28 protein-coding genes and 1 pseudogene are annotated in these 26,149 nt (G+C 40.4%); 8 read left to right on the top strand and 21 right to left on the bottom strand.

The features are described from left to right. Together EAG18_RS18300 and EAG18_RS18295 are read left to right on the top strand one after the other, a co-directional pair. On the top strand, window positions 1-1,368 hold a 1,368-nt coding region (locus tag EAG18_RS18300), incomplete at its 5' end, for a site-specific integrase (RefSeq protein WP_148098525.1). Further along, entirely contained in the window at window positions 1,369-1,959 is a 591-nt protein-coding gene (locus EAG18_RS18295; RefSeq protein WP_125253806.1) for a hypothetical protein, read from the top strand. It abuts the gene before it with no gap. A 190-nt stretch (window positions 1,960-2,149) separates the two neighbouring features. Here the strand turns inward: EAG18_RS18295 and EAG18_RS18290 are convergent, their stop codons facing one another. From EAG18_RS18290 to EAG18_RS18280, 3 genes are all read right to left on the bottom strand, one after another. Continuing rightward, the gene (locus EAG18_RS18290) at window positions 2,150-2,707 is read right to left on the bottom strand and encodes a hypothetical protein (protein ID WP_125253805.1); all 558 of its coding nucleotides are present in this window, start codon (window positions 2,705-2,707) and stop codon (window positions 2,150-2,152) included. A gap of 279 nt (window positions 2,708-2,986) precedes the next feature. Then, window positions 2,987-3,259 carry a hypothetical protein gene (locus EAG18_RS18285; protein WP_125253804.1) on the bottom strand — a complete coding sequence of 91 codons (273 nt, stop codon included), beginning with the start codon at window positions 3,257-3,259 and terminating at the stop codon, window positions 2,987-2,989. A gap of 466 nt (window positions 3,260-3,725) precedes the next feature. Next, complete coding sequence (locus tag EAG18_RS18280; RefSeq protein ID WP_125253803.1) at window positions 3,726-4,049, bottom strand: helix-turn-helix domain-containing protein; 324 nt, start codon at window positions 4,047-4,049, stop codon at window positions 3,726-3,728. Between the two features lie 96 nt (window positions 4,050-4,145). Between EAG18_RS18280 and EAG18_RS18275 the strand changes: the two genes are divergently transcribed. After that, on the top strand, window positions 4,146-4,403 hold the full coding sequence (locus tag EAG18_RS18275) for a transposase (protein WP_185745622.1): 258 nt from the start codon (window positions 4,146-4,148) through the stop codon (window positions 4,401-4,403). 169 nt (window positions 4,404-4,572) lie between these two features. Here EAG18_RS18275 and EAG18_RS18270 read toward each other — a convergent pair whose 3' ends face one another. The 8 genes and pseudogenes from EAG18_RS18270 to EAG18_RS18235 all read right to left on the bottom strand — a co-directional run. Then, a complete protein-coding gene (locus EAG18_RS18270) occupies window positions 4,573-5,091 on the bottom strand; it encodes a hypothetical protein (protein WP_125253801.1) in 519 nt (172 codons plus the stop codon). A 110-nt stretch (window positions 5,092-5,201) separates the two neighbouring features. After that, window positions 5,202-5,756 carry a hypothetical protein gene (locus EAG18_RS18265; RefSeq protein WP_125253800.1) on the bottom strand — a complete coding sequence of 185 codons (555 nt, stop codon included), beginning with the start codon at window positions 5,754-5,756 and terminating at the stop codon, window positions 5,202-5,204. Window positions 5,757-5,887: 131 nt separating this feature from the next. Next, on the bottom strand, window positions 5,888-6,352 hold the full coding sequence (locus tag EAG18_RS18260; protein WP_125253799.1) for a hypothetical protein: 465 nt from the start codon (window positions 6,350-6,352) through the stop codon (window positions 5,888-5,890). A gap of 930 nt (window positions 6,353-7,282) precedes the next feature. Further along, complete coding sequence (locus EAG18_RS18255) at window positions 7,283-7,741, bottom strand: hypothetical protein (RefSeq protein ID WP_125253798.1); 459 nt, start codon at window positions 7,739-7,741, stop codon at window positions 7,283-7,285. Window positions 7,742-7,811: 70 nt separating this feature from the next. Further along, window positions 7,812-9,248, bottom strand: a complete 1,437-nt coding sequence (locus EAG18_RS18250) for an SEFIR domain-containing protein (protein ID WP_125253797.1) — start codon at window positions 9,246-9,248, stop codon at window positions 7,812-7,814. Window positions 9,249-9,747: 499 nt separating this feature from the next. Then, window positions 9,748-10,197: a hypothetical protein gene (locus tag EAG18_RS18245; RefSeq protein WP_125253796.1), complete on the bottom strand. Its 450-nt coding sequence runs from the start codon at window positions 10,195-10,197 to the stop codon at window positions 9,748-9,750. A gap of 422 nt (window positions 10,198-10,619) precedes the next feature. Beyond that, a complete protein-coding gene (locus EAG18_RS18240) occupies window positions 10,620-11,102 on the bottom strand; it encodes a YajQ family cyclic di-GMP-binding protein (RefSeq protein WP_125253795.1) in 483 nt (160 codons plus the stop codon). A 307-nt stretch (window positions 11,103-11,409) separates the two neighbouring features. Next, a pseudogene (locus EAG18_RS18235) lies at window positions 11,410-11,790 on the bottom strand (DUF520 family protein); the annotation flags it as partial. A 146-nt stretch (window positions 11,791-11,936) separates the two neighbouring features. On the opposite strand from EAG18_RS18235, the gene EAG18_RS18230 reads away from it, so the two are divergent. Together EAG18_RS18230 and EAG18_RS18225 are read left to right on the top strand one after the other, a co-directional pair. Further along, window positions 11,937-12,287 (top strand): VanZ family protein, encoded by a 351-nt coding sequence (locus tag EAG18_RS18230; RefSeq protein WP_185745621.1) that lies wholly within the window; start codon window positions 11,937-11,939, stop codon window positions 12,285-12,287. Next, window positions 12,280-13,182, top strand: a complete 903-nt coding sequence (locus tag EAG18_RS18225) for a 2-dehydropantoate 2-reductase (RefSeq protein WP_125253793.1) — start codon at window positions 12,280-12,282, stop codon at window positions 13,180-13,182. Before EAG18_RS18230 ends, EAG18_RS18225 begins: the two co-directional genes overlap by 8 nt. Window positions 13,183-13,321: 139 nt before the next feature. On the opposite strand, the gene thiI is transcribed toward EAG18_RS18225, so the two are convergent. Further along, window positions 13,322-14,779 carry a tRNA uracil 4-sulfurtransferase ThiI gene (gene thiI / locus EAG18_RS18220; protein ID WP_125253792.1) on the bottom strand — a complete coding sequence of 486 codons (1,458 nt, stop codon included), beginning with the start codon at window positions 14,777-14,779 and terminating at the stop codon, window positions 13,322-13,324. 205 nt (window positions 14,780-14,984) lie between these two features. Then, complete coding sequence (locus EAG18_RS18215; RefSeq protein WP_125253791.1) at window positions 14,985-15,641, bottom strand: TetR/AcrR family transcriptional regulator; 657 nt, start codon at window positions 15,639-15,641, stop codon at window positions 14,985-14,987. 174 nt (window positions 15,642-15,815) lie between these two features. On the opposite strand from EAG18_RS18215, the gene coaD reads away from it, so the two are divergent. Then, the gene (gene coaD, locus EAG18_RS18210; RefSeq protein ID WP_125253790.1) at window positions 15,816-16,298 is read left to right on the top strand and encodes a pantetheine-phosphate adenylyltransferase; all 483 of its coding nucleotides are present in this window, start codon (window positions 15,816-15,818) and stop codon (window positions 16,296-16,298) included. Beyond that, window positions 16,295-17,653: a capsule assembly Wzi family protein gene (locus EAG18_RS18205; protein WP_125253789.1), complete on the top strand. Its 1,359-nt coding sequence runs from the start codon at window positions 16,295-16,297 to the stop codon at window positions 17,651-17,653. Before coaD ends, EAG18_RS18205 begins: the two co-directional genes overlap by 4 nt. Window positions 17,654-17,670: 17 nt before the next feature. Here EAG18_RS18205 and EAG18_RS18200 read toward each other — a convergent pair whose 3' ends face one another. The 7 genes from EAG18_RS18200 to argC all read right to left on the bottom strand — a co-directional run bounded on the left by EAG18_RS18200 (window position 17,671) and on the right by argC (window position 24,399). Further along, the gene (locus EAG18_RS18200; protein WP_125253788.1) at window positions 17,671-18,207 is read right to left on the bottom strand and encodes a hypothetical protein; all 537 of its coding nucleotides are present in this window, start codon (window positions 18,205-18,207) and stop codon (window positions 17,671-17,673) included. Window positions 18,208-18,244: 37 nt separating this feature from the next. Beyond that, window positions 18,245-18,403 (bottom strand): hypothetical protein, encoded by a 159-nt coding sequence (locus tag EAG18_RS22220; protein ID WP_167508256.1) that lies wholly within the window; start codon window positions 18,401-18,403, stop codon window positions 18,245-18,247. Window positions 18,404-18,579: 176 nt separating this feature from the next. Continuing rightward, window positions 18,580-20,445, bottom strand: coding sequence for an argininosuccinate lyase (gene argH, locus EAG18_RS18195; protein WP_125253787.1), 1,866 nt, complete (start codon window positions 20,443-20,445; stop codon window positions 18,580-18,582). A gap of 14 nt (window positions 20,446-20,459) precedes the next feature. Further along, window positions 20,460-21,671 carry an argininosuccinate synthase gene (locus EAG18_RS18190; protein ID WP_125253786.1) on the bottom strand — a complete coding sequence of 404 codons (1,212 nt, stop codon included), beginning with the start codon at window positions 21,669-21,671 and terminating at the stop codon, window positions 20,460-20,462. Window positions 21,672-21,681: 10 nt separating this feature from the next. Further along, window positions 21,682-22,602: an ornithine carbamoyltransferase gene (locus tag EAG18_RS18185; RefSeq protein WP_125253785.1), complete on the bottom strand. Its 921-nt coding sequence runs from the start codon at window positions 22,600-22,602 to the stop codon at window positions 21,682-21,684. A gap of 10 nt (window positions 22,603-22,612) precedes the next feature. Next, entirely contained in the window at window positions 22,613-23,392 is a 780-nt protein-coding gene (gene argB / locus EAG18_RS18180) for an acetylglutamate kinase (protein WP_125253784.1), read from the bottom strand. Then, window positions 23,389-24,399 carry an N-acetyl-gamma-glutamyl-phosphate reductase gene (gene argC / locus EAG18_RS18175; protein ID WP_185745623.1) on the bottom strand — a complete coding sequence of 337 codons (1,011 nt, stop codon included), beginning with the start codon at window positions 24,397-24,399 and terminating at the stop codon, window positions 23,389-23,391. The genes argB and argC overlap by 4 nt, the downstream gene beginning before the upstream one ends. 175 nt (window positions 24,400-24,574) lie before the next feature. Between argC and argE the strand changes: the two genes are divergently transcribed. Next, the gene (gene argE, locus EAG18_RS18170) at window positions 24,575-25,723 is read left to right on the top strand and encodes an acetylornithine deacetylase (protein ID WP_125253782.1); all 1,149 of its coding nucleotides are present in this window, start codon (window positions 24,575-24,577) and stop codon (window positions 25,721-25,723) included. Between the two features lie 223 nt (window positions 25,724-25,946). Here argE and EAG18_RS18165 read toward each other — a convergent pair whose 3' ends face one another. Continuing rightward, a complete protein-coding gene (locus tag EAG18_RS18165; protein ID WP_125253781.1) occupies window positions 25,947-26,132 on the bottom strand; it encodes a hypothetical protein in 186 nt (61 codons plus the stop codon). Window positions 26,133-26,149 lie beyond the last annotated feature (17 nt).

Raw genomic sequence — 26,149 nt, 5'->3', positions numbered from 1 at the left:
CAATTTAAACAAACAAAGTCACGAGATCTTTATAAATTTCACTTCACTCCCCCAGATAAGCCTGTTTCTAAGTTAAGGGAATACTATTACGCTTGCAAAAAGTCTGGGAAAAACTGTAAAGCTGAAGATTTTTATTATGAAAATAAATTACATCAAAGCATTACCGCTGTGCAGAGGTCTTTAGACGCAAATGTGGAAAAGTGGGATTTATATTGGGATCTGGGCAACGACTTTATAAGCATTGCGGAGCAATATTTAACAAATGAAGAGACAACAAAAGACGTGATAGAACACGTTAGGTCAAATTTAAGATATGCCGCATTAACGGTAATGCTCTGCTTAACAGGCTCTCGCTCTTGGAGTGAAATATGCAACATGAGAAATAAGGATGTAGTTGCAGACGCAGATGATCCCAAGAGTATTTTTTATACGACGCCGATAAAAAAGACTAACCATGGCATAGAAGAGGCTCGAGTGACGCACAACTTACTTAAAGAAGCGGCTGATAACCTCAAATTATGCAGGTTAAATTTGGATGATAATATCTATTTGTTTAGCAATGATTTTTTAGGAGTAAAAGCTAAAGGGAACCTAAATGATTTATCAAGGCTTACTAGTCATAGAATGTCTCAAGCTTTAAAAAAATACTATCTTTGTTTTACTGAAGCACATCCTGAGATGGGCAAGGAACACAAAGAGATAAAAGCGCACCAATTCCGCCATACGTGGGCTGAGTTTGCGTTAAGAATGTTTGAAGGCAATGTAGTTGAAGAGATTCGCCGTCACTTTATGCATAGCTATGGTTCATACATGACCGATCATTATACGTTTAATAAATTAACCAAGGAAGTTGCAGATGACTTGGTTAAGAAATATCTCAAGGAAGTTTTACACAGAATAGTTGATGAGGAACTCCAAGCGACTGTTAATAGAAAATTTGTTAAAGACTTACAGGGAATTGCAGTTGATATTTTATCCAAGAGCGTTGAATATCAAGTCGTTACGTCTGATCGCATCGATGACTTCCTAGATGATTTGGCTGATGAATATGTTCATGTAAAAGCCCATGAATATGGGTATTGCCTTTCTCGAGCCTCATTGATAAAGCACGCTAATTGTTTTGACAAAGAAACAGGGGCACCAGACTATGACGGGGCCAGCTATTCAACTTGCGTAGGCTGTGTAAACTTTTGTGCATCTAAGATCAATAATGAAGCTGCTCTTATACGTCAGTCAATTGCTCATCAGGAGTTTGTGAATAATAGAATAAGCATCTTAAATGTAGATGAGAGCGACCCGCTAGTGAAGGAGTCATTAAAAGCTGTGAAGGAAGGAAAAGATATGTTGAAGAAATGGAAGGCAGCGTAAATGAGCATTGATGATATAACAAATTTTGAGATTGATAATTGGCTTGAAGCGAGCGACGATACAATTAAAGCTCCTGAATGGTTAAAGCCTGGTGCGGAGAGTGCATTTTATAGGGCTTTTGAGGCTTTAGTTGAAGTGTGCAAAGCAAATATTATGGAAGCTCACTCACCTGCCGAATTAACAATTAGCAAGTACCAAGTCAGTAATACTGATGTCTGCAACAGCTTAAATAAACAACGGAGCGCATTGCGCCCTAAAAGGTATCCAAAACTGGTGAGTCATATGTATGACACCAACGCTATGCTCAGAGCCCTCCGGAAGAGGGAAATAGATAAACACTTGCAGACACAAGGTAGTAAGAGTAAGCCTGAACTTGTTATCGAAAACCAACAATTAAAAAATGAAGTAAACAAGCTAAGAGGCTTACTGCACAGAGAGTTCGTGGAAATGATTATAAAGGAAAGCGACAGCTTAAGAATTCAGGACAAAGTAAAAAAGATATCTGACCTAGAAGCACGAAATGAAGAGTTAGAGCGCCAAGTGGCAAGAATGTCTCTGCAGTTAAGAAAAAGCTTTGGGATGATTGAATAGTGACTGCCCCTAAAAATTTAACGGTCATGAAAATACTGTATTTAGAAAAACGTCATGATCCATATTAACAGAGGTTAAATCAGATAAATGACAGGGGGGTCGTTGGAAGAGCATTTGGTCGAAATTAAATTGTTCGACCAATCATAACCTTATTGGGGTTCTTCCACAGGACCCCTTATTGATTGATCTCTTAGGTTAAATTTGGATACATGCTGTTAGATAGTAACTCTGAATCACTAATCGGGTACTTACTTATAACTTCTTCGTAAGAGAAAGGCATACCGCTAAAGTGCTCCTCTATTGCTCGAGATGCCATTAGACCAGTGTAAAGTGCTGCCTTTGCCATTTCTAAAGTAGTAAGCGCAGATTCACTATGAACTGTAGCATTTCTTCGCTGTGCAAGTATCAGAGCTGCGGTAAAAGGTTGAACTTTTTTGGGGAATGCTTTACCCAAAATTAACTTTGGCCATTTATTAAATGCTTCGTTGAAATTAAGTTTCAATAGCACAGTTTCCATTACATCATTCCATTTCCCAGTGTCTTTTAAATTTTGCTTTATACATTTAAACAACATAATTTCAACAAGCTGATGAGACGAAACAAGCACCATTTGCGATAATGGTCCATCAACAACTTCAGCTTGATACTGTTTCTCGGGTAATTTGTCTTCAACTATCCAGCGAGCAGCGATGTATGTTTCTGACCATACATCAAGGTTTTGCCAACCAATTTTAGAGGATGTATCCATATTTTCCCTAGTAATCTAACAATTTAATTTTTACATTTTAAAAGCTAAGCAGCCGCTTCTAGCTCTTTGCCAGAGTTCGGTTGAGCATCATGTCCAGAAGGTTAACGCCACACTACAGTACCAGCTGCGCTACTACGAATTTAACCATCCCCTTTTATAGCTTAACCTGAATTCAAAGTGCTAAGCGCCACTTGAAATGCTTCGTTATGTATAAGCTCGATACTCAGTGAAATAGAAAAGAGCTAAGGATAGCGGATTCCTAGTCATGAAAAGGACTTATTACTTAATTAGATCCCAGTCATTATTGTTGCAATAAGGGCAGTCAAACCTCTCTGAAACCCATTTCGTAATCTCATCAGAAAAGGCTAGCATAGCAACACCACCACTTACGATTGCTACACATATAACAAAAGCGAATCCAGTTCCAGCGAAAAGGTATACAACCCAAGCATAACCTCCAAAACCTACCATGCCGCCACCTAATAATTTGAAAAAGAATTCTTTATTAGCTTCTTCTTCGTAACCACAACATTTACATTTTATCCTTGGCACTAACAACCCCTAAAAACAATCACAACATATTAGTTACAATACATGTAAACTGTAGAAAGTAATTGACTTCAATCAATATTAACGAAAAACCACATAAAGATTTGATAGTCAATAGACCATTCATAGGTAATAAAACGTAGATAGCTCATACCTATGAACATCCAGCGACAACTGAGCAAGATAAAAATGTATTGGCGCAGCTACAGGCAGTAAAAGCAGCTAATGGTGACAACCACCTTGAAAAACGCCGATATGGGAAAAGCTAATAACCTAAATCTCAAAAAGTTTGGGTTTTAAGATTTGGGTGGCTATTCCTAGCTCTTAACAACCAGTGACGTATTAAATTCAGTGGATTACACTAATCGCCAGATGAGTACATCAAGGCACAACTTGTTCCGGTCTTGATTCGTCGGGGACAATGTCAGAAAGTAGTAAAAGTGAAAATGGGCTAATTTAGCTGAACTTACTAATCAGGTAAGGTCTTCTGTTTGCGATTCAGCTCACTTAGTAACTTGATTTTTTCGTCTTCAGGTAGCAGTTCGAATAACAAAACAAATTTGGCCATTTCATCGCTTTCGCAAAAAAAATAGTTTAGTGGAACGCCCAACTCTTCAGCTATTCGCTTTAATGTTTGCAGATCAGGTGTATGCCTACCTTTTTCGTAATGGTTCATTCGCCCACTCGCAGAGTCGGGTTCCAGACCAATTCTAACTCCCAATGCTCTTTGAGATATATTTGATCTTGTCCTAGCTTCTTTAAGCCGAATTGGGAGGGGGTTAATAAAATCCAAAAGTAAATCATAATAAAAAGCTGGTGCTTAGATTCTCTAAGCTTTAATCTACCATGTATACTTAGGAATCCTAAGCTTAAATCGAGGAATAAGAAAGTGAGTAAACCTTACTCAAATGAAATTAAGTTATTAGCTACAAAAAGAGTACTTTCTGGTGGAGAGCGAGTCGCTGAAGTAGCTAAAGACTTGAAAATTGGACAAAGTACATTATATTCATGGCTCAATGCCGCTAAAAAAGATCGCAGCTTAAAGGGTAGCTTAATTATTAAAACACTGGAACGGCGGCTCGAGGAGGTGTCAGAAGAACGTAATATCCTTATTAAGGCTGCATCAATTTTTGCCAAAGAGTTGTAAACAAATGAAATTCAACTGTAGCTATAAGTAATGTTTAGTAGCCCATATCTGATCCTATTGTCTCGGTGAGTAGATTTGGACTTCTCCTGTCAGACAGATACGAGGGAGGAGCATTTTATGAGTGTTCTAACTGCCGAATTCTATGAGTAAGCTCTTTGTTAGCCAACTTTTATGCAAATTCTATAAACATTTCAGTCTTTAAAGAATCGGGATGCCTTGGTATATGATACTTATCAAATATTTCTTCCCAGTTTGAAAATGAATAAAATAAAAACATCATCAACAATTCACTTTCACCATTGGATTTTTCGATGATAAAAGAGTCTCGGCTATGTGTTGTCGAGCTATATTGACCATCAGGGGTAATAGTAACCAACTCATCTTTAATATCATTTACCTTTGATACGGTACTTGTTTTGTCCAGCCTCAGACCAAAGTGTTTGGAAGAATTAGCTATGTCTCGACACCACTCTAATCGTTCATAGGTATTACAAACTTCATGAAATTCTTTTTTAGAAATAGAAAGATGTTTAATACACCAATCTCTTAATGAATGCGCTGTTATACAGTAATTGAAAAGGTGATCAGCAGTATCTACTTTGGAGTCTGAAGTCCAAGTCCTTCTTCCCTCTCTAGCAAGTTTTAAAAAAAGGTCTTTCGGTTCTTGATAAATGCTTATGACTGACATACTAACTCTTGTTGGCTAACGCGTCGTTTAACTGGCGCAAAATAGTAGGCTAAAATAAGCGACGAAGGAGCGCAAGCCCGCTGTTTTGCGTCCCTTGGTTAAAGCGTTTGCTAGGCATTATTGAGCCCAACATTTTTCCGTAAGCTACAATAAAAATCTTTTCTAAGATTGCTCAGATTTTCTCTATACCTTGAAATTTCGTGCTGCGTTGGAATATTAAGGCCTGCACTACTCCTAAACACAGACTTCCTTAAAGACGATACTTCCTCTTGGTATTCCCATATTTTTTTCGATGCTTCGGAATTGTCTCCAACCAAAATCAATAAAAGTGCGTAACAACGCTCAAGGTCACCTGTAGCGTCAACATAACTCTCGTCTTTTACTTTTAAAAATTTTTTGTAATCACTATAAGGCTGTCCATTAGATTCAATATCCTTGCTAACCCCATCTAACGCAGCCAACAATTTTGATGCTGAAGAGAAATACTGTTGCGCTGAGTTTGTTGCTTCTAATAATATGTATTTTCTACTCTCCCACTTTGTTTTCTCTACATCGTGCTGTCTATTTTTTTCACTAATAAGATAACTGACAACACCTGTAACTAGCGCTCCCAAGCCAACTTTAATGACCGTATCTAATATTTGCATACTTGTTGGTTCTGGCACGTTTCTCCCCTTGATGCCTACTGCTTTGCTAAGGGACAATTAATAGTTGGCTATACTTGCGCGAAGCGCCAAGCCAACTGTTAATTGCCCTAACGAACGAAGTGAGTGCACTTGAGCAACTTGTATGCAATTTACTCAATTGCTTTCTCTACTGAATATGCAGCCATATTCCATGAACCATATCTACTCAGCGCACGTCCAACTATTTTATTAACTTGTTCTTCACCATATTGTTTACGGTAGTACATTACGTCCTTTATACCTTCTACTTCTTTTTCTAGGCAATGGGCAAGCATACGAGTATCTACAACACCTCGTTTCGTCCAATTCTTTATACAATATGGATATGCTGTTTTGGAGTAAAAGTCTTGATCAGCGTATAAGTGTAACTCTTTAACTTTTTCGTATCCTTCCATTTGACCCTCCATGCAGTGATTATACATACGTCGATCTAATTCGTTCCGCTTAGTCCACTTTTTAACACAAATCTGATGTGAGTCATTTCTATAATCATCTTTTGATTTCAATTTAGGTGTTTCAGCTAAAACTACTCCTGAAAAGCTAAAAACACTAATGAGTAAGAAAAACTTCGTCATTTTTAATATCCTTCTAGTTTGAACTGATGCAGTAGATAGATTGCATATAGCATTTTAGTATTTATGTGACACACAGTTGGTGTTGTTTATACTGTATGAATTTGCTTTTTGAAGGCTCTCACTTTCCTAGCTAGTGTTATGTGCTTTCCCTGCATTGCTCAGCACTTATTATGTCTTCATTACATCTCAATTAATCTTTATAAGCAATTATATTTTTTACGTGTACAAAGGCCGCTAGCCTGAGCTATCTAGCTGCTTACTCGTTAGCTCTACTTTTGTCGTTGTTACATCTAACTTGAATACGCCAATTAGCCGCAAGATATCTACCTTATAATGCTGACAAGGCCAAGGCGGTATCAGTGTCACGTTTTCTGTCTTTGGCCTTTTCGCTCTGCATGTGCATGATGTCTCCGCCCTTATCAGCGCTAAATTTCGCTTGCGACATGCATTGGCTAAAAAACCGTAATGCCGAATACGCAGAATCCTTTAGACAATGTATCTATACTAATGTTTTACGGCAAGGCGCAATCGGTGTTGTTAGCCCTTTGAGCAAGATTTTCTAGCTTGCTTTGGGGCAAAGGTGAGTTATATTAATAACCCGCCATGGGCAAAAAAATTTAGCGCCGAAAATACATAGTTAATTGACGTGTTAACTGATTCTTGGCAACGACTAGGCTCGAAGACCTGCTTACTTGGCTGTTTTAGTTTGCTTCGCGCTATTTGAAATTGCCCATTTTTTGGAATGTTTTGCCTAAAAACTTTGCCCAAGCTAGATTTTCTGGGCAATTGTAAATTTCTTCAAAAGTGCCGTTAGGCAATATTGTGATAATGATAGTGTGTTCCGGCTCGCTACGAAAGGAAACAATTTTTGACTGTGTAGCCTTTATTTAAACTTGCTTGCTATCATGCGTTTTTGCATCGAAACCCTTGTTATATGCTCTCCACACGATGTGCTACTAATTGATACAAGTCAGCGTAAATATCGATTGATGGTTCGCCTTCATCATAGGCAAAGTCTGCTTTAGCTTCTTGAGCATAGCGGTACAACCAACCCGATGAATGTTTATCCTGAATAGAAATGCGAGAGTCAGATATTTGAGGAAACTGATGACCAGTGATGTCTACGTACTTTCTATTAACTTCAACCCAAGCGTGTGAATTTACACCCGGGAATATCTCACTCTGTGTATTCGCACGAATAACTTTAACACCAGAAAATCCTTGCTCTGTTAGGTATGTACCCAATAAATCAGATACGACTCCACAGCTGCCACTTGGAAAGCTATTCAAACAAGCCCATCCATTACAGTCGAGCAACTTATACGACTCAAACTCAATTAAGTACGCCAGAGCGTTTCTAAACTTATGTGTATGGTAAATAAAAGACATATTGTTTCCTTGACTTACACACATAACGTATTGCTCACCGGAAAATTGAGGCGCCGCGTGTAGCAACTTGTTATGCCTTTGTTGCTAGTTGTTCATAGCCCAGTAATACCGATGGACTAAATGAATCAAACTGCCATCTTGGCAACTTATTTCGGTCGGTTTTATAAGCCTCCATCAACTCATTCAAGTCTGATGGTTTATCTATTCCAAGAATACATTTTGATTTTTCAAAATATGACTTTGATGAAGACCTAGCGAACACCTCGAGCGCGCTGTGAAATCGACCAAGATAAACTAAGGTATCTGGAAACCAGCGGGGATAATAATCAGATTGTTGTATTTCGGTTCTCATGAACAATATAAAGTCAGCTTGCATAAGATGTTTAAATTCAATCCCAGAATGTTTGCTACGTTGCTTTAGCAGATAAGCATGGAGTGATAATTGATTTAATTTTAACCGAGTATTCCTATGCTCTAGTGAGCGTAAAAATGGTCGAAAAGCATGGTAACCCACCATCACATCTTTACCGTAATCGGACTGGCCTGACACGTAATATTCTTGATTTAATAGAAGGTTCACTTCTGAGAATTTTTCATGCTTTATAAGAATGGCTACTAAGTAGAGAAATAGTTCGTGTGCAATAAACTTGAAGTTGTCAAAGTCCCATTCACTCCAACTACTCATGTTTTCAGGCCTATTCATATAAGGTATTAATGCCTCGAAAAAACGATGTAACTTTGAAATATTTTCTTCGGTTGGTGCATATTGCGCTAACGCTACAAACAGAGAAATAGCTTCATTACGATACGGGATAAATTTCTCAAGGCTATCTATTACTTGCTCATCAAACTCACCAACTTTATCTGTAATTCTAAATTTCTCTAGATTGCTCGCAAATGTCGTCAAATATTCATCTAGAGCCCCCGATAAAAATGGCTTATTTTCTTTAATTGCGGATATCGCTCTTTTGTGGGTTGCAGTAGTTCCTAATGAAATACCTTCTGATTCTTCTAAAAATGAAGGTCGCTTTCCTATTTCTGGCCTTTTATAAAGAGGCTTATCGTATACCCACCTCAGCAACTTTTCGAAGTTATCTACGTAATTATCTGGTTCACTCAGATCGATATATATTCTAGATTTATAGTATGTTGGCAAAAATGCTTTACCTTGATCATCTTTTTCAGGAATGATTGCAACAAACTTTCCTTGCTCCTGATTTTCATATACCTCACGTGAGATAATCTGCGTTTCAGTTCCGACACCTCCCGATCGACCATCTGCTTTTGATGCATAAACTTCATCGCACACAATTGCTACTTTTGATATTTCAGGGTCAGTGACCATCTTTTCCATGAAAGCCACAGAATCATGGCCTTCCTTAAGATCCCACTTATCTAGAATGACATGAATGCCAGATTCGGTTAACTCGTTTGCGAGCTCAATGACCCACTGCTCATGTGTTGGGCTAGACCAACTATAAGATATAAATAATTTTGGGGTTTCCATCAGAGTCTAATTCCTTGGTAGGCATAACAGCCTATTCTTTCCGATTTTGGTAGCTTATCACATACCAAAACGGCTCATATTACATAACTTTATAATTCCACCAACAACTGCCAATGTAAACAAGTATACAACACAGTATTAAATTAAAGTTTATCACTTTACTCCAAAACGACGAGTAATACTGTTATGGGACGAAATCAGGCACTTTGCATAAAAACAGTGTAACTTTGATCTCTAGAGGTCTGCTTCTCGCTCAAAACAGACCTTTAGAGCATTTAAACTAACTCACAATGGGGCAAACCCGTGCTRACTAAATCATTGTTAGCACGACGATGGAAAAAACGAGCAGGGAGTGTCTGTATTAGGTGAATTTCGCATAAAAATTMTATAGGCTAATGCCGCGTTAAATTGTGTAATAAGCGTGGGTGGAGTTTTGGAGTAAAGTGGTGCAGCCCCCCAAAACGGAGCGGAGCTTATTGCGTCAGCTTTGAAGGCTTTGTTATGTTTGGGCTCTCAATTCACTTAAGAAGTTTGTTTGAATAAGCCAAAATATAAAGCATGTAACTAAACCTAAAATGACAACACCTGTTGGCCTACTCCAAAAGTTGACCTTTTGAGGAGGTGCAATATTCTCAAGCTCTTCTATTTCATTAGATAAATCTGATAGATTATTGGCTTTCTCAGCACCTTTCTCTGTAAATTTAAATTTCAGATTATTACTTTCTAAGTATCCATCTTTTTTTAAATGCTCAACCACTTGTGCTAACAATGAACCAGTATCAACCGCAACGGTATCCACAAAGAGCATTGGTAGGTTTCTTACAAACGAAAGGTCTGTCATTAAAAACTCATACTCTAAGATATGTGTATTCTTACTCTGATTTTTATATTTTGACAGCATCTCTAATAAAAAGTGGTTTTTCATTTTTTCTGTGATTGTGCCTTTCATATCTATCCAACTAGGTAAACATAACATTTTAGTATTTATTCGACACGCAGTTGTGTTGCATAATCGCCTGTAGGACTGAGCAGCTACCCACTCGATGTGTCAGAGTTGGTGTTGTTGATGCTATGGGAGTTTGCTTTTTAGAGACATTAGCCAAATCAATTGGTTTGAACAGCTAATCTATTAATGAAGCTTTCCCTGCATTGCTCAGCGCTTGTTATGTATTCATTACACCTAAATTAGCCTTAATAAGCAATTATATTTTTTACGCGTACAAAGGCCGCTAGCCTGAGCAATTAAGCAAGGTTAAAGTTAATACTCTTTTAAGTATAGTGTCCAAATAATGTGAAATTTAGGCGTCAGAATCTGTCGCAGAACTATCAACGCCCAAAGATGTTTAGTAACTAAAAGTGGATTAGCTTTCACTAGTCCTTAAAGTTTTTAAATTGAAACGGTTGCCCAAGATCACTCTCACGAATCAATTGCATTACAGACTGTAAGTCATCACGCTTTTTACCCGTCACCCTTAATTCTTCGCCTTGTATTGCTATTTGAACTTTAATTTTTGTGTCTTTTACCATCTTAACGATCTTTTTAGCCACATCTTTTTCGATACCCTCTTTAATCGTGACTTTTTGATAGCAGAGCTTTCCCGAAAACTCAGGAGAAGATATATCCATAGCATTAGGGTCTATTTTTCTATTAACTAATTGCTTACGTAAGATATCAACCATTTGTTTAACTTGGAAATCACTCTCTGCTTTTACCGTAACAGCTGGTGATTTCCACTCAAAACTTGCATCCACACCTCGAAAGTCAAAACGTGTACTAAGCTCTCTGTTAGCGTTTTCTGTTGCATTGCGCATTTCATCTAAGTTAACTTCTGAGACTACATCAAATGAGGGCATATCGTTATCCTTTAAATTCAATATTAGCGTCGTATTATAACGTATTTAATGCCTTCTTCGAGGCGCAATTAAGGATAGTCTATATTCTATTAAGACTGAATCGAAATCATGCTATAAAAGACGAGGGGTACTTACTATTAATTCGTCAACACTGTGAATTTTTTATTTGTTTCTATGTGACAAATAAAGATTTATGTTATGGTTGTCTACGATAAAAAATGTAGACATGGCTGAGTTTAAGGTAAGAAGTTTCAAAAATACCAGTAAAGATAAGTCATAACACTCACTGACTAATTATATCAACTTATGTCAACATCATTTTTTGGGCAGATATTACGTTAACTTTTGAGTCTTTGATCAACTTGACAAGCTTTTTCGCCATGTCTTTATCGATCCCTTGTTTAAGGGCAACTTTACGTGACACATATTTGCCCGAACGCTCAATGTCTTTTAACTCAAAACTTGCTACATCTAAACCACGTTTGGCTGCTTTGCCAACAAGCATATCAAACAACTGCATTACTTGTTGTTCTGCTTCAGCTTTTAGGTTGATCACCTCTCCTGTTAACTCAATAGAGGCATCAACACCACGAAAGTCAAATCGAGTATCAAGTTCACGAACCGCGTTATCTACGGTATTTTTTGCTTCTGTCATTTCTATTTCAGATACAATATCAAATGAAGGCATGCTTCTCTCCTAAAGTCGTTTTGGCTGGATTATAACAGTTTATACTCTGTTTGAGTTATTTTAAGTTTTTACCCTATGTATGTTCACCCAATGGCCAGTTTTCAATGTTATACTGCCGACTTAGTCATGTAGAAGTGGAATGAATTGTGACACGGCGCGTTTATAAAACCTTGTTAATTATTTCTTTAATCATATGTACTGTGCTATTTGCTAAGGAAGTGAGCTTGTCTCCAAGGCTATTTCCACATGTCGATAAAGTAGCGCATTTTGGTGTCTTTTTTATACTCGCTTTTATCTCGCACCACGCATTTAAATTTAAGGTTTGGTTTCACTTACTCCTGCTTTCTTTATACGGTGCGGGAATAGAGTGGATGCAAGACTCACTGCCCTACCGTCAAGCATCAACAGCAGATTTTATTGCTGATGTTGCCGGTGCGGTCAGCTACTTTGTGTTATTTTATTTTTGGGCGCGCTGGCGTAAAAAGCAACATGGCTAGTATCCACATTGTTGGTGATGGTGCGATAGGCTTGCTACTGGCTCAACATCTGAGTCAGTCTCATCACGTAACCTTGATCACACGAACAAAACGTGCTGTAACCTACCACTACCAGCAACAAAGTGACACTCAAGTAATAGCATGCCAACATACACTATCAACTGAGATCCCAGCAAAAAGCATAGACACCCTGATTATTCCTGTTAAGGCTTACCAAGTCGTTGACGCTATCAATGAGCTCTACCCAAAGCTATCTGCACATGGCAGCTTGATCTTAAGCCACAATGGCATGATTGATTGCTCAAAAGAACTAGCCAAATTAGGTAGCAATCAGTCAGCTTACTTTTTAAGTACCTCTATTGCAGGATACAAGGTTAAAGATACGGTATACCATACAGGCCAAGGAGCGACTTGGTTTGGCCCTCTAAATTTGTCAGCTCAATGTCATTATCAAAAGCTATTTTCACAGCTGTTTGGCACATTCAAAAATGCTCAAACCACTTCTGACATCATGCCAATCCTTTGGCGAAAGCTCGCTGTAAATATTGCTATTAACCCATTAAGCGCACTTGAACAAATCAAAAATGGTCAGCTCAGGCAGCCCAAATATGCGGCCCGAATACTCAATTTAATGAATGAAGTACAGTTTATAGCTGCAAAGGCTGGGGTTAACTTAGCACTGAACGAGTTACTGACGCTTGCCTACACCGTGATGATGCAAACAGCAGAAAATCGCTCTTCGATGAATCAGGATATCGCGAATAATAGACGCAGTGAAATTGATGCCATGTGTGGATATATCTGCAAGTTAGCTGCGAAGCAACATATTACCGTTCCTTATAATCAGCAACTGCTCGACGAAGTAAAGAAATGTGAGTTGAATACCTCAGTGTAAAAACCTATCCACGCTCTGCTGGCAACTTAACGTTTATGTCGTTCACCAACAATAATTACGCTATTCATCTATTGGGTGAGAAGCATGCTCACCCAACACGATAATACCAGTTAAGCTAACCGGTATAAGGTTCTTTATTTTAAGGACGATACACCTTTACATTGGTGTAGCCATTTTCATGCAAAATAAGCGCTTGTAGTTGGCTCATTACGCCTTTGGCGCAATATAAATAGTATTCTTTATCTTGTGGTAAATCGCCAAATTTGGTGGCTAACCTAAAGAAAGGTAAATGAATGACCTCAGCGCCTTCGAGTTCTAGCGGGTTTGCATCTTCTTCATCTGGAGAGCGAATATCCAGCACTACCGCGTTGTCGGGTAATTCGCTTACCGACTCAGCCTCTTTGACCTCTTCTTTTGCTTCAACTTCAATGTCACGAATATCTTTCACCGTGGCATTTGAAACCACGGTGTTTAACACATCAAAATCAAACTTTTCTTCTTCCGCTAAAATTTTATCAAGCTGTGCTTTGACCGTCGGTTTTTTAGAGATCACACCGCAGTATTCCGGCATCGCTTCAGCCATTTCATTGGTACCAATAGCACGCGCGATACGAATGATTTCTTCTTTATCATGCTGGATGAGCGGTCGTAGGATAAGCATTTCGGTAACACGGTCAATGACATTGAGGTTAGCCAGTGTTTGACTTGATACCTGGCCGATACTCTCACCGGTCACAATTGCAGGGATCCCCAAACGTTCTGCAACCACGGTACCAGCGCGCATCATCATGCGCTTCAGAACCACGCCCATCTGCCCACTTTCGACGTTTTCAAGAATTTCAGCAACAACAGGTTCAAAGTCAACCGTGATAAACTTCACTTTATGCGTTGAGCTAAACTGTTTCCATAAATAATGGCTCACTTGCTTAACCCCAATCTCATGCGCCGCACCGCCCAAGTTGAAGAATAAGAAATGAGTACGCGCCCCTTTTCTCATCATTTGATAGGTCGCAACACCTGAGTCAAAACCACCGGAAATCAAAGAAAGCACATCTTCTTGCGTTGGCAATGGGAAACCACCCAAACCAAAATGCTGATGGCGGACGATATAAGCTTTATCGTCTTTAATTTCAATTTTTACCGTCACATCTGGTTTTTTCAACCTAACACTTGCGCCCTCAATGTTTTGGTTTAACCCCCCCCCGACATAACGCTCGACATCGCTTGATGTAAATTCATGCTGACCTTGGCGTTTTACGCGAACGCAGAAAGTTTTACCTACAATTAGTGGTGCAACTAGTGCAAGCGTTTGCTGATAGATATCATCAAGCGTTTCAAACTGGGTCTCTTGCACCTCAATAAATTGCACGATCCCAGGTGTGCGCTTGAGATTATCAATTAACGCCAAGCGCGTTTTTTCATCATCGAGCTGACTGGTCACTGAGATGTTGTCCCAGTTATTTTTAACTTTTACGTTTTCGTCAACACGCACCAACAGCATTTTGATGTTTTTCTCTAATACTTTGGTGAAGCGCTTACGGACAGATTTGCTCTTAATAGCAATTTCAGGGTGTAATTTGACGATAAATTTAAGCATAAAAGTCACTCTACTACAGGTCGATTATCGGTTGCGATGCTGCTTCGATTTGACCAAAGAGGACGATATCGTGGCGCACACCGGCCGAGGGACGGTTCGGGCGCGCGAGTATATCAAATTCAGAAGCGATTAGGAAATAATCAACGTATTTACTATCAATCTTCACGTGCAATAGCGAAACCTAGCTCTGTCACTTTAATAATAATTAAGCAATACTTGGTAAGCTTGCCTCAGCCAATGCCTGATAATGTTGTTGTAATTGCGTTATTTTGGGCATACTCATTTGCGTAGCATAAGGTTTAAATAACATGAGCACCTTGACGATGCCATTGTATATATCTTGCTGTTCTAACACGCCCGTCATTCGCCTTGCTTTCACATAAGGCGTCCAAAAGCTCACGGTCATTTTTAGCATATGGGCGAGCTCTTTTGCATCAGCGTCATTAATCGTGATAACCCCCGACTCTCTCAGCCCAATCACCACCGCTTTTACTTGCTCTAGTAGGCGAGCTTGAAACGCAATATAGTTTTTCTTTAGCTCGTCATCTTTGGCTAAAATATCTGTCAAATTGTCATAGAAGAAATGATAGCGCCACATTAAGTCAAACAATGAGTCTAGGTAGAGCGTTAGTTGCTCAAGCGGCTCGCTATGTTGCTCTAAAGGCTTAAAGTGTGTATTTAAATGCTCGCTATACAGTGCGAATATCTGCCTGATAATGTCTTCTTTATTTTTAAAATGATAATACAAATTGCCTGGGCTAATACCTAAACTAGAAGCAATATGGTTAGTCGTAATCGCGCGCTCTCCATGCAAGTTAAATAAAGCAATGCTGGTACGGATTATTTTTTCCTTGGTATTCATTACAATTCTCTATGATTGTTGAAACTTACTGAGCCCTATCATTTTCGTGTTGAGCGCCCTTGATAAAAGTAGCACTAATTTTACCCTGAGATAAGCACCATGCCGACAGAGCTGACCAGTGTTTTTTGAAAAAAACCTTGCTACCATACAAAAAAATTCAACACAGTTATGCTCATGAAAGTCACAGCACTCTACCCAGGTACATTTGATCCATTAACCAATGGACATGAAGATTTGATTAAACGAGCCGCAAAGATGTTTGATACTGTCATCTTAGCCATTGCCCACAATCCAAATAAAAAGCCATGCTTCTCTTTGGAACAACGTGTTGCTTTAGCTCAAGAAATTTTAAAATCGCACGAAAATGTAAAAGTCATTGGATTTTCTGGTTTATTGGTAGATTTAGCTAAAGAACAACAAGCCAACGTTTTGATCCGTGGCATTAGAGCGGTATCTGACTTCGACTATGAATTTCAATTGGCAAATATGAACCGTCGATTGCACCCTGATTTAGAAAGCGTGTTTTTAACGCCATCTGAAAAGAATTCATTTATCTCATCAACTTTGGTAAAAGAAGTTGCCCTTCACAAAGGTAATGTCAGTGAGTTTGTTCACCCACTGGTCGCCAACGCGTTAGAGGAAAAATTACACGGATGAAAAAAAGCCTATTATCCCTTGCTGTATTGATGGGTACCTGTGCTCATGCCTCACCATGGATAGAAGTATCCCAGAGTGAGCTTAAGCATAGTATAGACCTGCTCGTTGCGCAGGGAGTGATCAATCGCCCAGTGAATCAATACCCGCTGCTGTGGAGCGGAATTGTCAATGATCTTGCAAGTGTTGATGATCGTAACTTATCGCAAACTGCAAGCTTCGCGTTAGCACACCTGCGCCATGCACTAAAGCAAGCAAAAAGAGAACGCTATAGCAGTGTAACTGCTCACTTCAATGGTGCTGACGTACGCTCGACCGGCTTTGGACAACGTCATGATGCTCGTTCTGGGGTACGCAGCTTTGGGATCATCACCGGCAAGTCTGTCAGTGCCAAGGTAGCGGTTAACTACACAGATGAAAGCCAAGATGGTAAATATGTGAATCATCATGGTAGCCATATGGCAGTGCTATTTGGTAATTGGTCACTCAGTGCTGAGCGCTTAAGTTACTGGTGGGGGCCAAGCAATGAAAATGCTCTGATGCTTTCTAATAATGCAGCACCGATGAAAGCAATCCGCTTAAGTCGAGCAAATAATAACTATAGTGGCCCAAGTTTTCTGTCTTTTGTAGGGCCTTGGCAAGTAACCGCTATCATGGCAAAACAACGCCCAACCATCAGCAACAAAAAAGAAGGTGATTTCTGGGGATTTCGAGCCGCTGCTTTTCCTATTCAAGGATTGGAGCTGGGCTTTAGTACCACCTACAGTGATTTTGTGTATCAACAACAAAACCTTGAAAGTGAAAAGCAATCACAACGACTCACCAGTGTTGATATAAAGTATTCAACTCGCTTAGGCGACAGACCATTTGCATTTTATGGTGAATTTGCGGGAGGAAACGACAGTGGCGCTTTGCCAGATGAGCCAATGTTTACCTTAGGAGTAGAGAGCTACTGGGGCAACACAACTCACCGCCTAAAAGGCTTTGTTGAGTATTCAGATACCAATATTGAGTGCAAAGATGCCCTCACTCTGTCACTTTGCCCAAGAGATAACAGCCTCGACTTAGCGAATTACCAAGAGCGAGGCTTATGGCTTGGCGCCAGCACAGGACTAGGCGCAAAAAGTATCACGGTTGCGCTAGACTATTTTAGTACCAATGGCGTAGGTGCCTATGCAAAATTAAAGCGCATTGATTATGAAACTCAAGACCTCGAACGAAACCAGTTGGAGCTTGGGTATCAACAAGGTGTATTTGGTACACTTGCTAAAGTTGGTGTAACTGCTTGGCAAGATAAATCTTTAGCAGAAGATGATAGTCATGCTGCTTTGAAATTAAGCGTCGAGTATCAATTTTAATGAGCGGCTAATGCCGCTCATTTACTTTCATTCGCGTAATCAGGCATACCAAGTCGGTTTATTCTGGCCATTAGCTTTTTCAGCCCAAGCCAATCTTTATCAATAATCAAAGTAATGACAATCGCGCAATCACAAACCAACACAGCAACGGAATACACACTCCAAAACCACCACTGCTCGCGGGTCTCAAATACCCCTAAATCTATATATAACCCCAAATAAAGTAGCGAGTTAATCGCTAGAAACAAAAATACATAGTGCAGCGCAGTACACCATGGTACTTTCAGCTTATAATTTATCCCGATTAATAGAATAATGGTAAGCAGGTCATAAAAAAACCACAGTAGATAGAGAGTGTGATCAGCTTGGGTTAAATCAAGGAAAACGTTACTACCCAAGTAAGACAGCGCAACGATGCCACTGGTAACAATTAAAGAAAGGTTATCTTTTATCTTCAGTAAAAAAAACAGTAAGTTTAACAGGAAGCCGGTCACAAGACCGACCACCACTATCGAGTCAAAGAAGATACCAATTTTTGTAAGATCAAAATACATAGATTATTTTGATCAGGACTCGACTTCTTTCTATACATTAGCAGAATCTTGGATCCTTAATAAGGATACCGCCACCGCCGCGAGCACCTGATACTTTACCTAAAACAGACTCAGTTAAAATTACCTTATCAGAAAGTAACTTTACTTGACTAGTTGTTTTTGCTTGGTTTTTTCTAGCTAAGATGGCTTTTTTCATGATTTCCCTCAAAAATACAAAATATCAATTCAACTCCTAAACAGAGTCGTCAACAAAATTATCAGGAAATATCAAGCACACAACATGCCAACATTCACACAAAATTAACATAAAACAAGTCAACTTATAAAAAACGCGCCAAATAATGCGCGCCCTTACCCAATACCTGATGACTATTAAGCCACAAATTTACATGGAATACTTAAGCTAGATGATTGTTTTATAATGAAATCCATAGCAATTTCATCACAATTATCTTTTCGCAAGCACAGCTCGCAGTCCTTCATAACTTTTTCAGGCAAACTGTCTTTAGTACAGTTATTAAAACCTTGCTTTGTGAAAAAACCTGGCACTCTAGTGAGTACGATTATCCGATTAAGCGCCAACTTTTTGGCTTTCTCTAATAAGTGCTCAACCAACCTTTGACCTTGCCCCTTCACATTGCAATTGGGATTCACCCCCAAAGAGCGGATCTCAGCAAGCCCAGTGTCATAGATATATAACGATGCACATCCTGTCACTTTGCCGTCAACTTCAGTCACTGCAAACTCATTAATACTATGGATCATGTCACTCTTGGCTCGAGGTAGGTTTTCTCCCACCTTTGCCCAGTACTGTATAAGCTCCGCTATCGCTTCGACATCATCTAAATTGGCATCACGAACTTGAATTTTTCGCTTTTTTTTTGCCGCTTTAATCGCTTTTGTCACTTGCGGCAAAGAAGTGCCGCCTAATGCTTGGCGGGCGGCAATACATGCGTCAATTTCAAGTACAGGATATACATCTTTTTCGATCACTGAACATACCTGCTGAAACTCTTCGATACTCAAGTTCTCAAGATTTTGTCCTTTGCTAATTGCTAACTGCACTAACTCCCCAACAATATGATGACCTTCTCTAAAGGGGATCCCTTTAGCAACAAGATAGTCAGCCAGCTCAGTTGCGTTAGCATGTCCTCCTTTGGCTGCTGCAAGCGTTTTGTCACCATTGACTTTAATGCCTTTTACACACGCTTCAGCCATATGAATACAGGCAAGCCAAGTCGGCATGGCATCAAATAAACCTTCTTTGTCTTCCTGCATATCTTTATTGTATGCAAGTGGTAGTGCTTTTAATGTCATCATCATGGCACTGAATGCACCAAAAACTCGCCCTGTTTTGCCACGGATTAACTCCAATGCGTCAGGGTTCTTTTTTTGAGGCATAAGAGATGAGCCTGAAGTTACACTGTCCGCCAGCTCTATAAACCCTGACTCACCAGAATTGTAAAAAATCAAATCTTCAGAAAAACGGGATAAATGTATCATTGAGATAGAAGCACAGCTTAGCAACTCAACGACAAAGTCCCGGTCAGATACCGCATCTAAACTATTGCGAGCAGCTTCTCTAAACCCAAGGTTGACCGCCAGTGCTTGACGGTCAATGGGATACGCAGTGCCAGCTAGTGCGCCTGAGCCTAAAGGGCACACGTTCAAGCGATCTAAAGCATCATGCAGCCGTGACTCATCTCGCTCAATCATTTCTACATACGCCATACACCAATGACTAAATAAAACTGGCTGTGCACGCTGCAAATGAGTATAACCTGGCAAAATGGTACCTAACTCTTGCTCAGCGAGCGTGACTAGTGCCTGTTTAAGCCCGCTCAACGCATTTAGTAGCTGCTGCGCCGTTTTTCGACTCCACAATCTAAAATCAGTCGCTACCTGATCATTACGGCTTCGCCCTGTGTGCAGCTTTTTACCTAAATCGCCAACTTTGTCGATTAGTTTAGCTTCAACATACGAATGAATATCTTCATATCCAGCCTTTGCAACGCTATGAGGATCAGCAAGCACCTCATCCAACAGTAGCTTAAGTGCTGAAACAATCTGCTGGTGCTCACCTTCACTTAATATGTCAACCTGCTTCAGTGCTCCAGCCCAAGCGATAGAACCAACAATATCTTGTTCTGCCAACTGATAGTCAAAAGGCAAAGAATCATTAAACTGCTTAAATGCTTCATCAGGACCTGATGAAAAACGGCCGCCCCATAATGCCATTTTATGCTCCTAATTTATTGCTGTTTTAGTTTGTTTAATGCCGAAATACGGCTAGACAGAGAGAAAAGACGAATAAAGCCTTCAGCATGTGATTGGTCATACACGTCATCCTCACCAAAGGTCGCGAAGTCCTCGCTGTACAAGCTATTTATTGACTGCTTTTGAACAGCCTGCACATGGCCTTTATAAAGCTTAAGTACCACTTCCCCTGTTGCTTGCTGTGCGAATGATTCAGCTGCTGCCAAAATAGAGTCTTTGAGAGGCGTAAACCAACGACCGTCATAAACGAGATGTGCAAACTCCTCACTCAAGCTGGCTTTCCATTTGCGGCATGATTTATCTAGAATTAGCTCATCTATGGCTTGTAAAGCAGCCATCATCACTGTGCCTCCCGGTGTTTCATAGCAACCACGAGATTTCATACCAACTAACCGGTTTTCAACAATATCAACCCGACCGACACCATGCGGCGCTGCAATCTCATTGAGTTTCACTAAGCATTGATATGGAGAGTAACGCTCACCGTTAACCGCTGTGATCTCCCCTTTTTCGACTAATAAAGACACATATTCAGGCTTATCTGGTGCCGCTTCAGGGGAGTTTGTCATGGTCCACACTTGTGAACTTGGTTCATTCCATGGATCTTCTAATTCTCCCCCTTCATGGGAAATGTGCCACGCATTGGCATCACGGCTATAAATTTTAGTGGCAGAGGCAGCACAAGGAATATTTCGCTCGGCCAAGTAATCGAGTAACGACTCTCGACTTGATAATGACCATTCACGCCATGGCGCAATCACTTTAAGATCAGGGGCAAGGGCAGAAAAACAAGACTCAAACCGCACTTGATCATTTCCCTTACCGGTGCAGCCATGAGATAAAGCATCAGCGCCAACTTTGCGTGCGATCTCCACTTGTGCTTTAGCGATAATAGGACGAGCCATTGAGGTACCAAGCAAATAAGTACCTTCGTAGGTTGCGCCTGTTTTCAGCGTTGGATAAATATAGTCGCTAACCATTTCTTCTTTTAGGTCGACGACATAACAAGCAGAAGCACCTGACGCGATTGCCTTTTGCTCCACTCCGGCAAGCTCTTCTTCGCCTTGACCGACATCCGCAACAAATGCAACCACTTCACACCCATAGTTTTCTTTTAACCAAGGGACAATCGCTGATGTATCTAAACCACCTGAATAAGCCAGTACAACCTTATTAATCTTGCTCATGTTTTTCACCTCAAACGTAATCTTTGTTAAACAGCGATACCAACAGTGCGTTTTGCGCATGCATGCGGTTTTCAGCTTGTTGAATAATTTTTGACTTTGGCCCATCCATTACTTCAGATGTAATTTCAAACTCACGGTGGGCTGGCTGACAGTGCAGCACAGTTTGTGCACCGCAAGCCTCTAGCAATTGCTGATTGATTTGGTAGGGCATAAATGTGTCTTTCACTTGTTCAAGTGGTGTCTGATTTCCCATTGATACCCAAGTGTCAGCGTAGAGTACATTTGCCCCAGCAGCCGCTTCCACTCGGTCACTGACTAATACAGATGCCCCATTTACCGCAGCAATCTGCTCCGCTTGTTTAACAATTTGGGCATCAGGAGAGTGGCCTTTTGGACATACAGCAACAAAGTCACTACCTAGTGTCGCTGCGAGCAGCATCAACGAGTGAGTAACGTTATTCCCCTCACCAAGGTAAGCAATTTTGATTTGGCTGACATCCTGATAGGTTTCAAACAAGGTAAGAAAGTCAGCTAAAGCTTGGCATGGGTGGTAAAGATCGCACAAGCTATTGACTACAGGAACAGATGAAAACTCCGCCAATGTTTCAAGTGTACTGTGATGATTGACTCGAGCAACTAATCCATCAGCCCATGTTGCGATGTTTAAGGCAAAATCTTTTACAGACTCACGCGCTCCCATGGCGCCATTTTGCTGGTCAAGATAAACGGCATGGCCTCCTAATTTGTGAATACCAATATCAAACGAGAGTCGAGTTCTTAAACTCGGTTTTTCAAATAAGGTAACGATAGATTTCCCAGCAAGGACTTGGTTATATTCTTGTGGATGATCCTTTATATTTTTTGCAAGTTTCAGCAACGCGATTACTTTGGCTTGATCTAATTCCAAACCGGTTAAAAAGTGTTTTGTCATGGTTTTGATCCTACGGAAGTATTTGTGTACCCACATGCTCACCATTGAGCAGTGCAATTAAGTTTTCTGGCTTTTTCCAGCTAGAGATGTACACCCCTCGTCGTAAGTGTTGGGCAGCGTGAAGACTGGTCTTAACTTTGACCTCCATCCCGCCCACAATGACCTTTTGTGCGATTAACGTAGTAATTTGTTCTGCGTTGAGCTGATTTAGTGGTTGTTTATTTTCATCCAGTACCGCAGCGACATCCGTCATCAAAATAAGTTCAGCCCCCAGTTTATTGGCAATTGCAGCGGCTGCTTCATCAGCATTGACATTATACAAATGACCATCAACACCAATACCCACTGAACTCACCACTGGTAACTTGTCGAACTCCAATATAGCTTCAAGCATCCCTCCAGCGGTCGCTTCACATGTACCGACACGGCCTAATGCTTTTAGTTTTTGAGTGGTCGTAAACCCAGCATCGTACAAGCATAACCCGACAGGATTAAGCTGCGCCGTTATGGCATCTGCCATCAGTTGCTTGTTTGCACAACCTGCTAGCGCACCAACAATATAAGGCATTTGCTCTTGTGGGCTTATGCGCAGACCTTGATGTTTTGCCGTAGCAAACCCGGCATCTGCTAACCATTTGTCAACTAATGCCCCACCACCATGAACAATTACAAACTGTTTATGTGGTGCACTTTGTTGAATTTGTTTAATGGCTAAAAATAGTGCTTGCGCTGCACCTGATTGATTCAGCACCGCACCACCGAGTTTAATCACCCAAGTTTGTTTGCTCATGCTGACATTCCTAAACCTTGATAATGATCCAACCCCGCCGCCAAGTTCATGCACTGTAACGCTTGCCCTGCCGCGCCTTTAAGCAAGTTGTCAATTGCCACCACCACGATCAGCTGATTGCCTTTTTGTTGCCAACCAATATCAACAAAAGGCTGATTTTCAACAGCTTTAATTGATGGAAGTTGACTTGCCTTTAGTCTAATAAGTGGTTCATCAGCCAGCACCTGGTAAGCAGCATCGACTTGATTTGCAGTGACATTTTCCTTCAGAGTGACGTAGATTGTTTCTAAGATACCACGCTTAAAATTTCCTAAATGCGGCGTAAACAACACTGGATGACTTAGATATTTCTCAATTTCGGGGGTATGTCTGTGCGTAAACAAACCGTATGGTGCGAGTGATACCTCACAAAAATGGCTTGTAACATTCGCCTTTCTACCAGCACCTGTTACACCAGAAACAGCGTTGATGATCACAGGCTGCGCTGATATCAAGTCAGCCTGTTGTAATGGCTTGAGTGCATTGAGCGCAGCGGTTGGGTAACAACCAGCAACGGCCACCAACTTCGCCGCTTTAATCGCATCGCCATACCATTCAGCTAAGCCATATTGCGCTTGTGTTAGCCAGTCTTGATATGGATGAGAAAAACCGTAGTAGGTTTCATAATCCTCATTGTCAGATAAGCGGTAACCACCAGACAGATCAAATACTCGCTTTCCCATTTGTAAAAACACCGGAGCAAGCTCCACGCTTACCTTATGGTCAGTGCACAAACAAACGTAATCTGTAGATTGTTCAATGAGTGAAAATGCTTGCTGATTTAGTGGTTCAAGCTCAATATCTAACAAGCCGGTATGTTCTGGATATAACTCGCTGATGAGTTTGTGTTTATCTGTGCTTTGTTCAGACACAAAGCAGTGCGTAAGGGAAAATTCAGGGTGTCTGGCAACCAGCTTAGCAAGCTCAGCACCACTGTAGCCGCTCGCTCCGATTATAGATACATTCAACATAGTACTCTCAAGATTAAAAAGTTTAATTGGAATTGTTTTTTCTAAGTGTTGAAGTCAAATCGTCGCATTGCTGCCCCTAAATATATTTATGCTAAAAAAGTGAATTGATATTCACTTTAAACACCTTTATATTTTTATGCAAGAACTTTGAATAAGTATTTTAGGAATTTTTATGAAACTTCCCGCTTTTTTGGACATGTACCAACAGCTGATCGCAGCGCCATCTATCAGTGCATTAGAAGAAAGTCTAAACATGAGCAACCGGAATGTGATCCAGCTACTCGCACAGTGGTGCGAAACGTTAGGGTTTACAGTTGAAGTGACGGAACTTGAACAGGCAAAAGGTAAGTACAACCTGATTGCAAGACGAGGTAGTGGTGATGGCGGCTTAATGTTAGCGGGACATACCGATACCGTTCCATTTGATGAAAGTCGATGGCAATTTGACCCATTTAAATTGAGCATGGAAGACAATAAACTTTATGGCCTTGGCAGTATTGATATGAAAGGTTTTTTTGCCTTTATATTAAACGCTATTGGTGAATTAGATGAGTGTGACCAATGTGCACCAATCATGATTTTAGCTACCGCTGATGAAGAAACAACCATGGCTGGTGCACAGGCTATCGCTAAGCATCCCAACCTAAGACCTGCACGCTGTGTGATTGGTGAACCTACCGATATGGTGCCCGTCTTTACTCATAAGGGGCATATGACCAGCGCCATTCGTATTGTTGGTCGTTCAGGGCATAGTTCAGACCCTGAACGGGGCCTAAATGCCATTGAGATCATGCACCAAGTGATTGCAAATTTATTAAAGTTAAGAGAAGAATTAAAGAATAAATATTCAATAAAACATTTCGCAATTCCCTATCCAACTCTAAACCTTGGGCACATCCATGGTGGCGATAATGCAAACCGTATTTGTGGCTGCTGCGAATTACATATTGATATACGCCCTTTACCTGGGTTGAGTATTAAAGAGCTACAAGCCATGTTGATAGATGCAGTTGCGCCCATTAACGCTCGCTATCCAAACTGTGTTTCGGTTATGGACATGCACGACCCTATTCCTGCGTTTACTGGCTCGACAGACTCTGCGCTGGTCAAGATGGCTGAGCGCATATCAGGGCAGCAAGCGATTGCGGTTAACTACTGTACTGAAGCACCATTTTTGCAGCAACTTGGCTGCGAAACCATTGTGATGGGGCCAGGCTCTATTAACCAAGCACACCAACCAAATGAATTTCTAGCAATGGAAAAAATTCAGCCCAGCCAAGCGATACTGACACGTTTGATTAAAGAGAGTTGCTTTTTATAGAAGTCATAAAGAGAGGATATATAACCATCTTAAGATTTGGATAAATATTGGGTTTATATCCTTTATCTTTATTGAGTGGTCTATTTTGAGGCGAGAAAGTATTGCCGATAGCMGCGCTCTGCTATCGCTAACAGTAGATACTAAAAAACCTCGCCATATTTTGACGAGGTTTTTCTATATCAGTAGCAACCTGAGTTCAGGTTTACCTGATTACTGAATAGGCTTACATTTCAGTTTTACAAATCACAATAGACATAGTGTATGTAGTCGGTCTGTCGCAACGTAAACCATCGCTGTTACATAGGTTTGTTGCTACACCACCGGCAATAGCTGGAGTTGCGTTTACAGGTAGCGCTTTGTTATCACGAGATAGGTTTTTGATGCTTTTTTTATTTAGGTTTAGTTTCATTTTCAATTTTCCTGTTG

It is taken from the genome of Pseudoalteromonas sp. J010 (assembly GCF_003934235.1).
Lineage (GTDB): Bacteria > Pseudomonadota > Gammaproteobacteria > Enterobacterales > Alteromonadaceae > Pseudoalteromonas > Pseudoalteromonas peptidolytica.
Note: the sequence above shows the minus strand (reverse complement) of the source record. Positions and strands in the feature narration are given on the sequence as shown.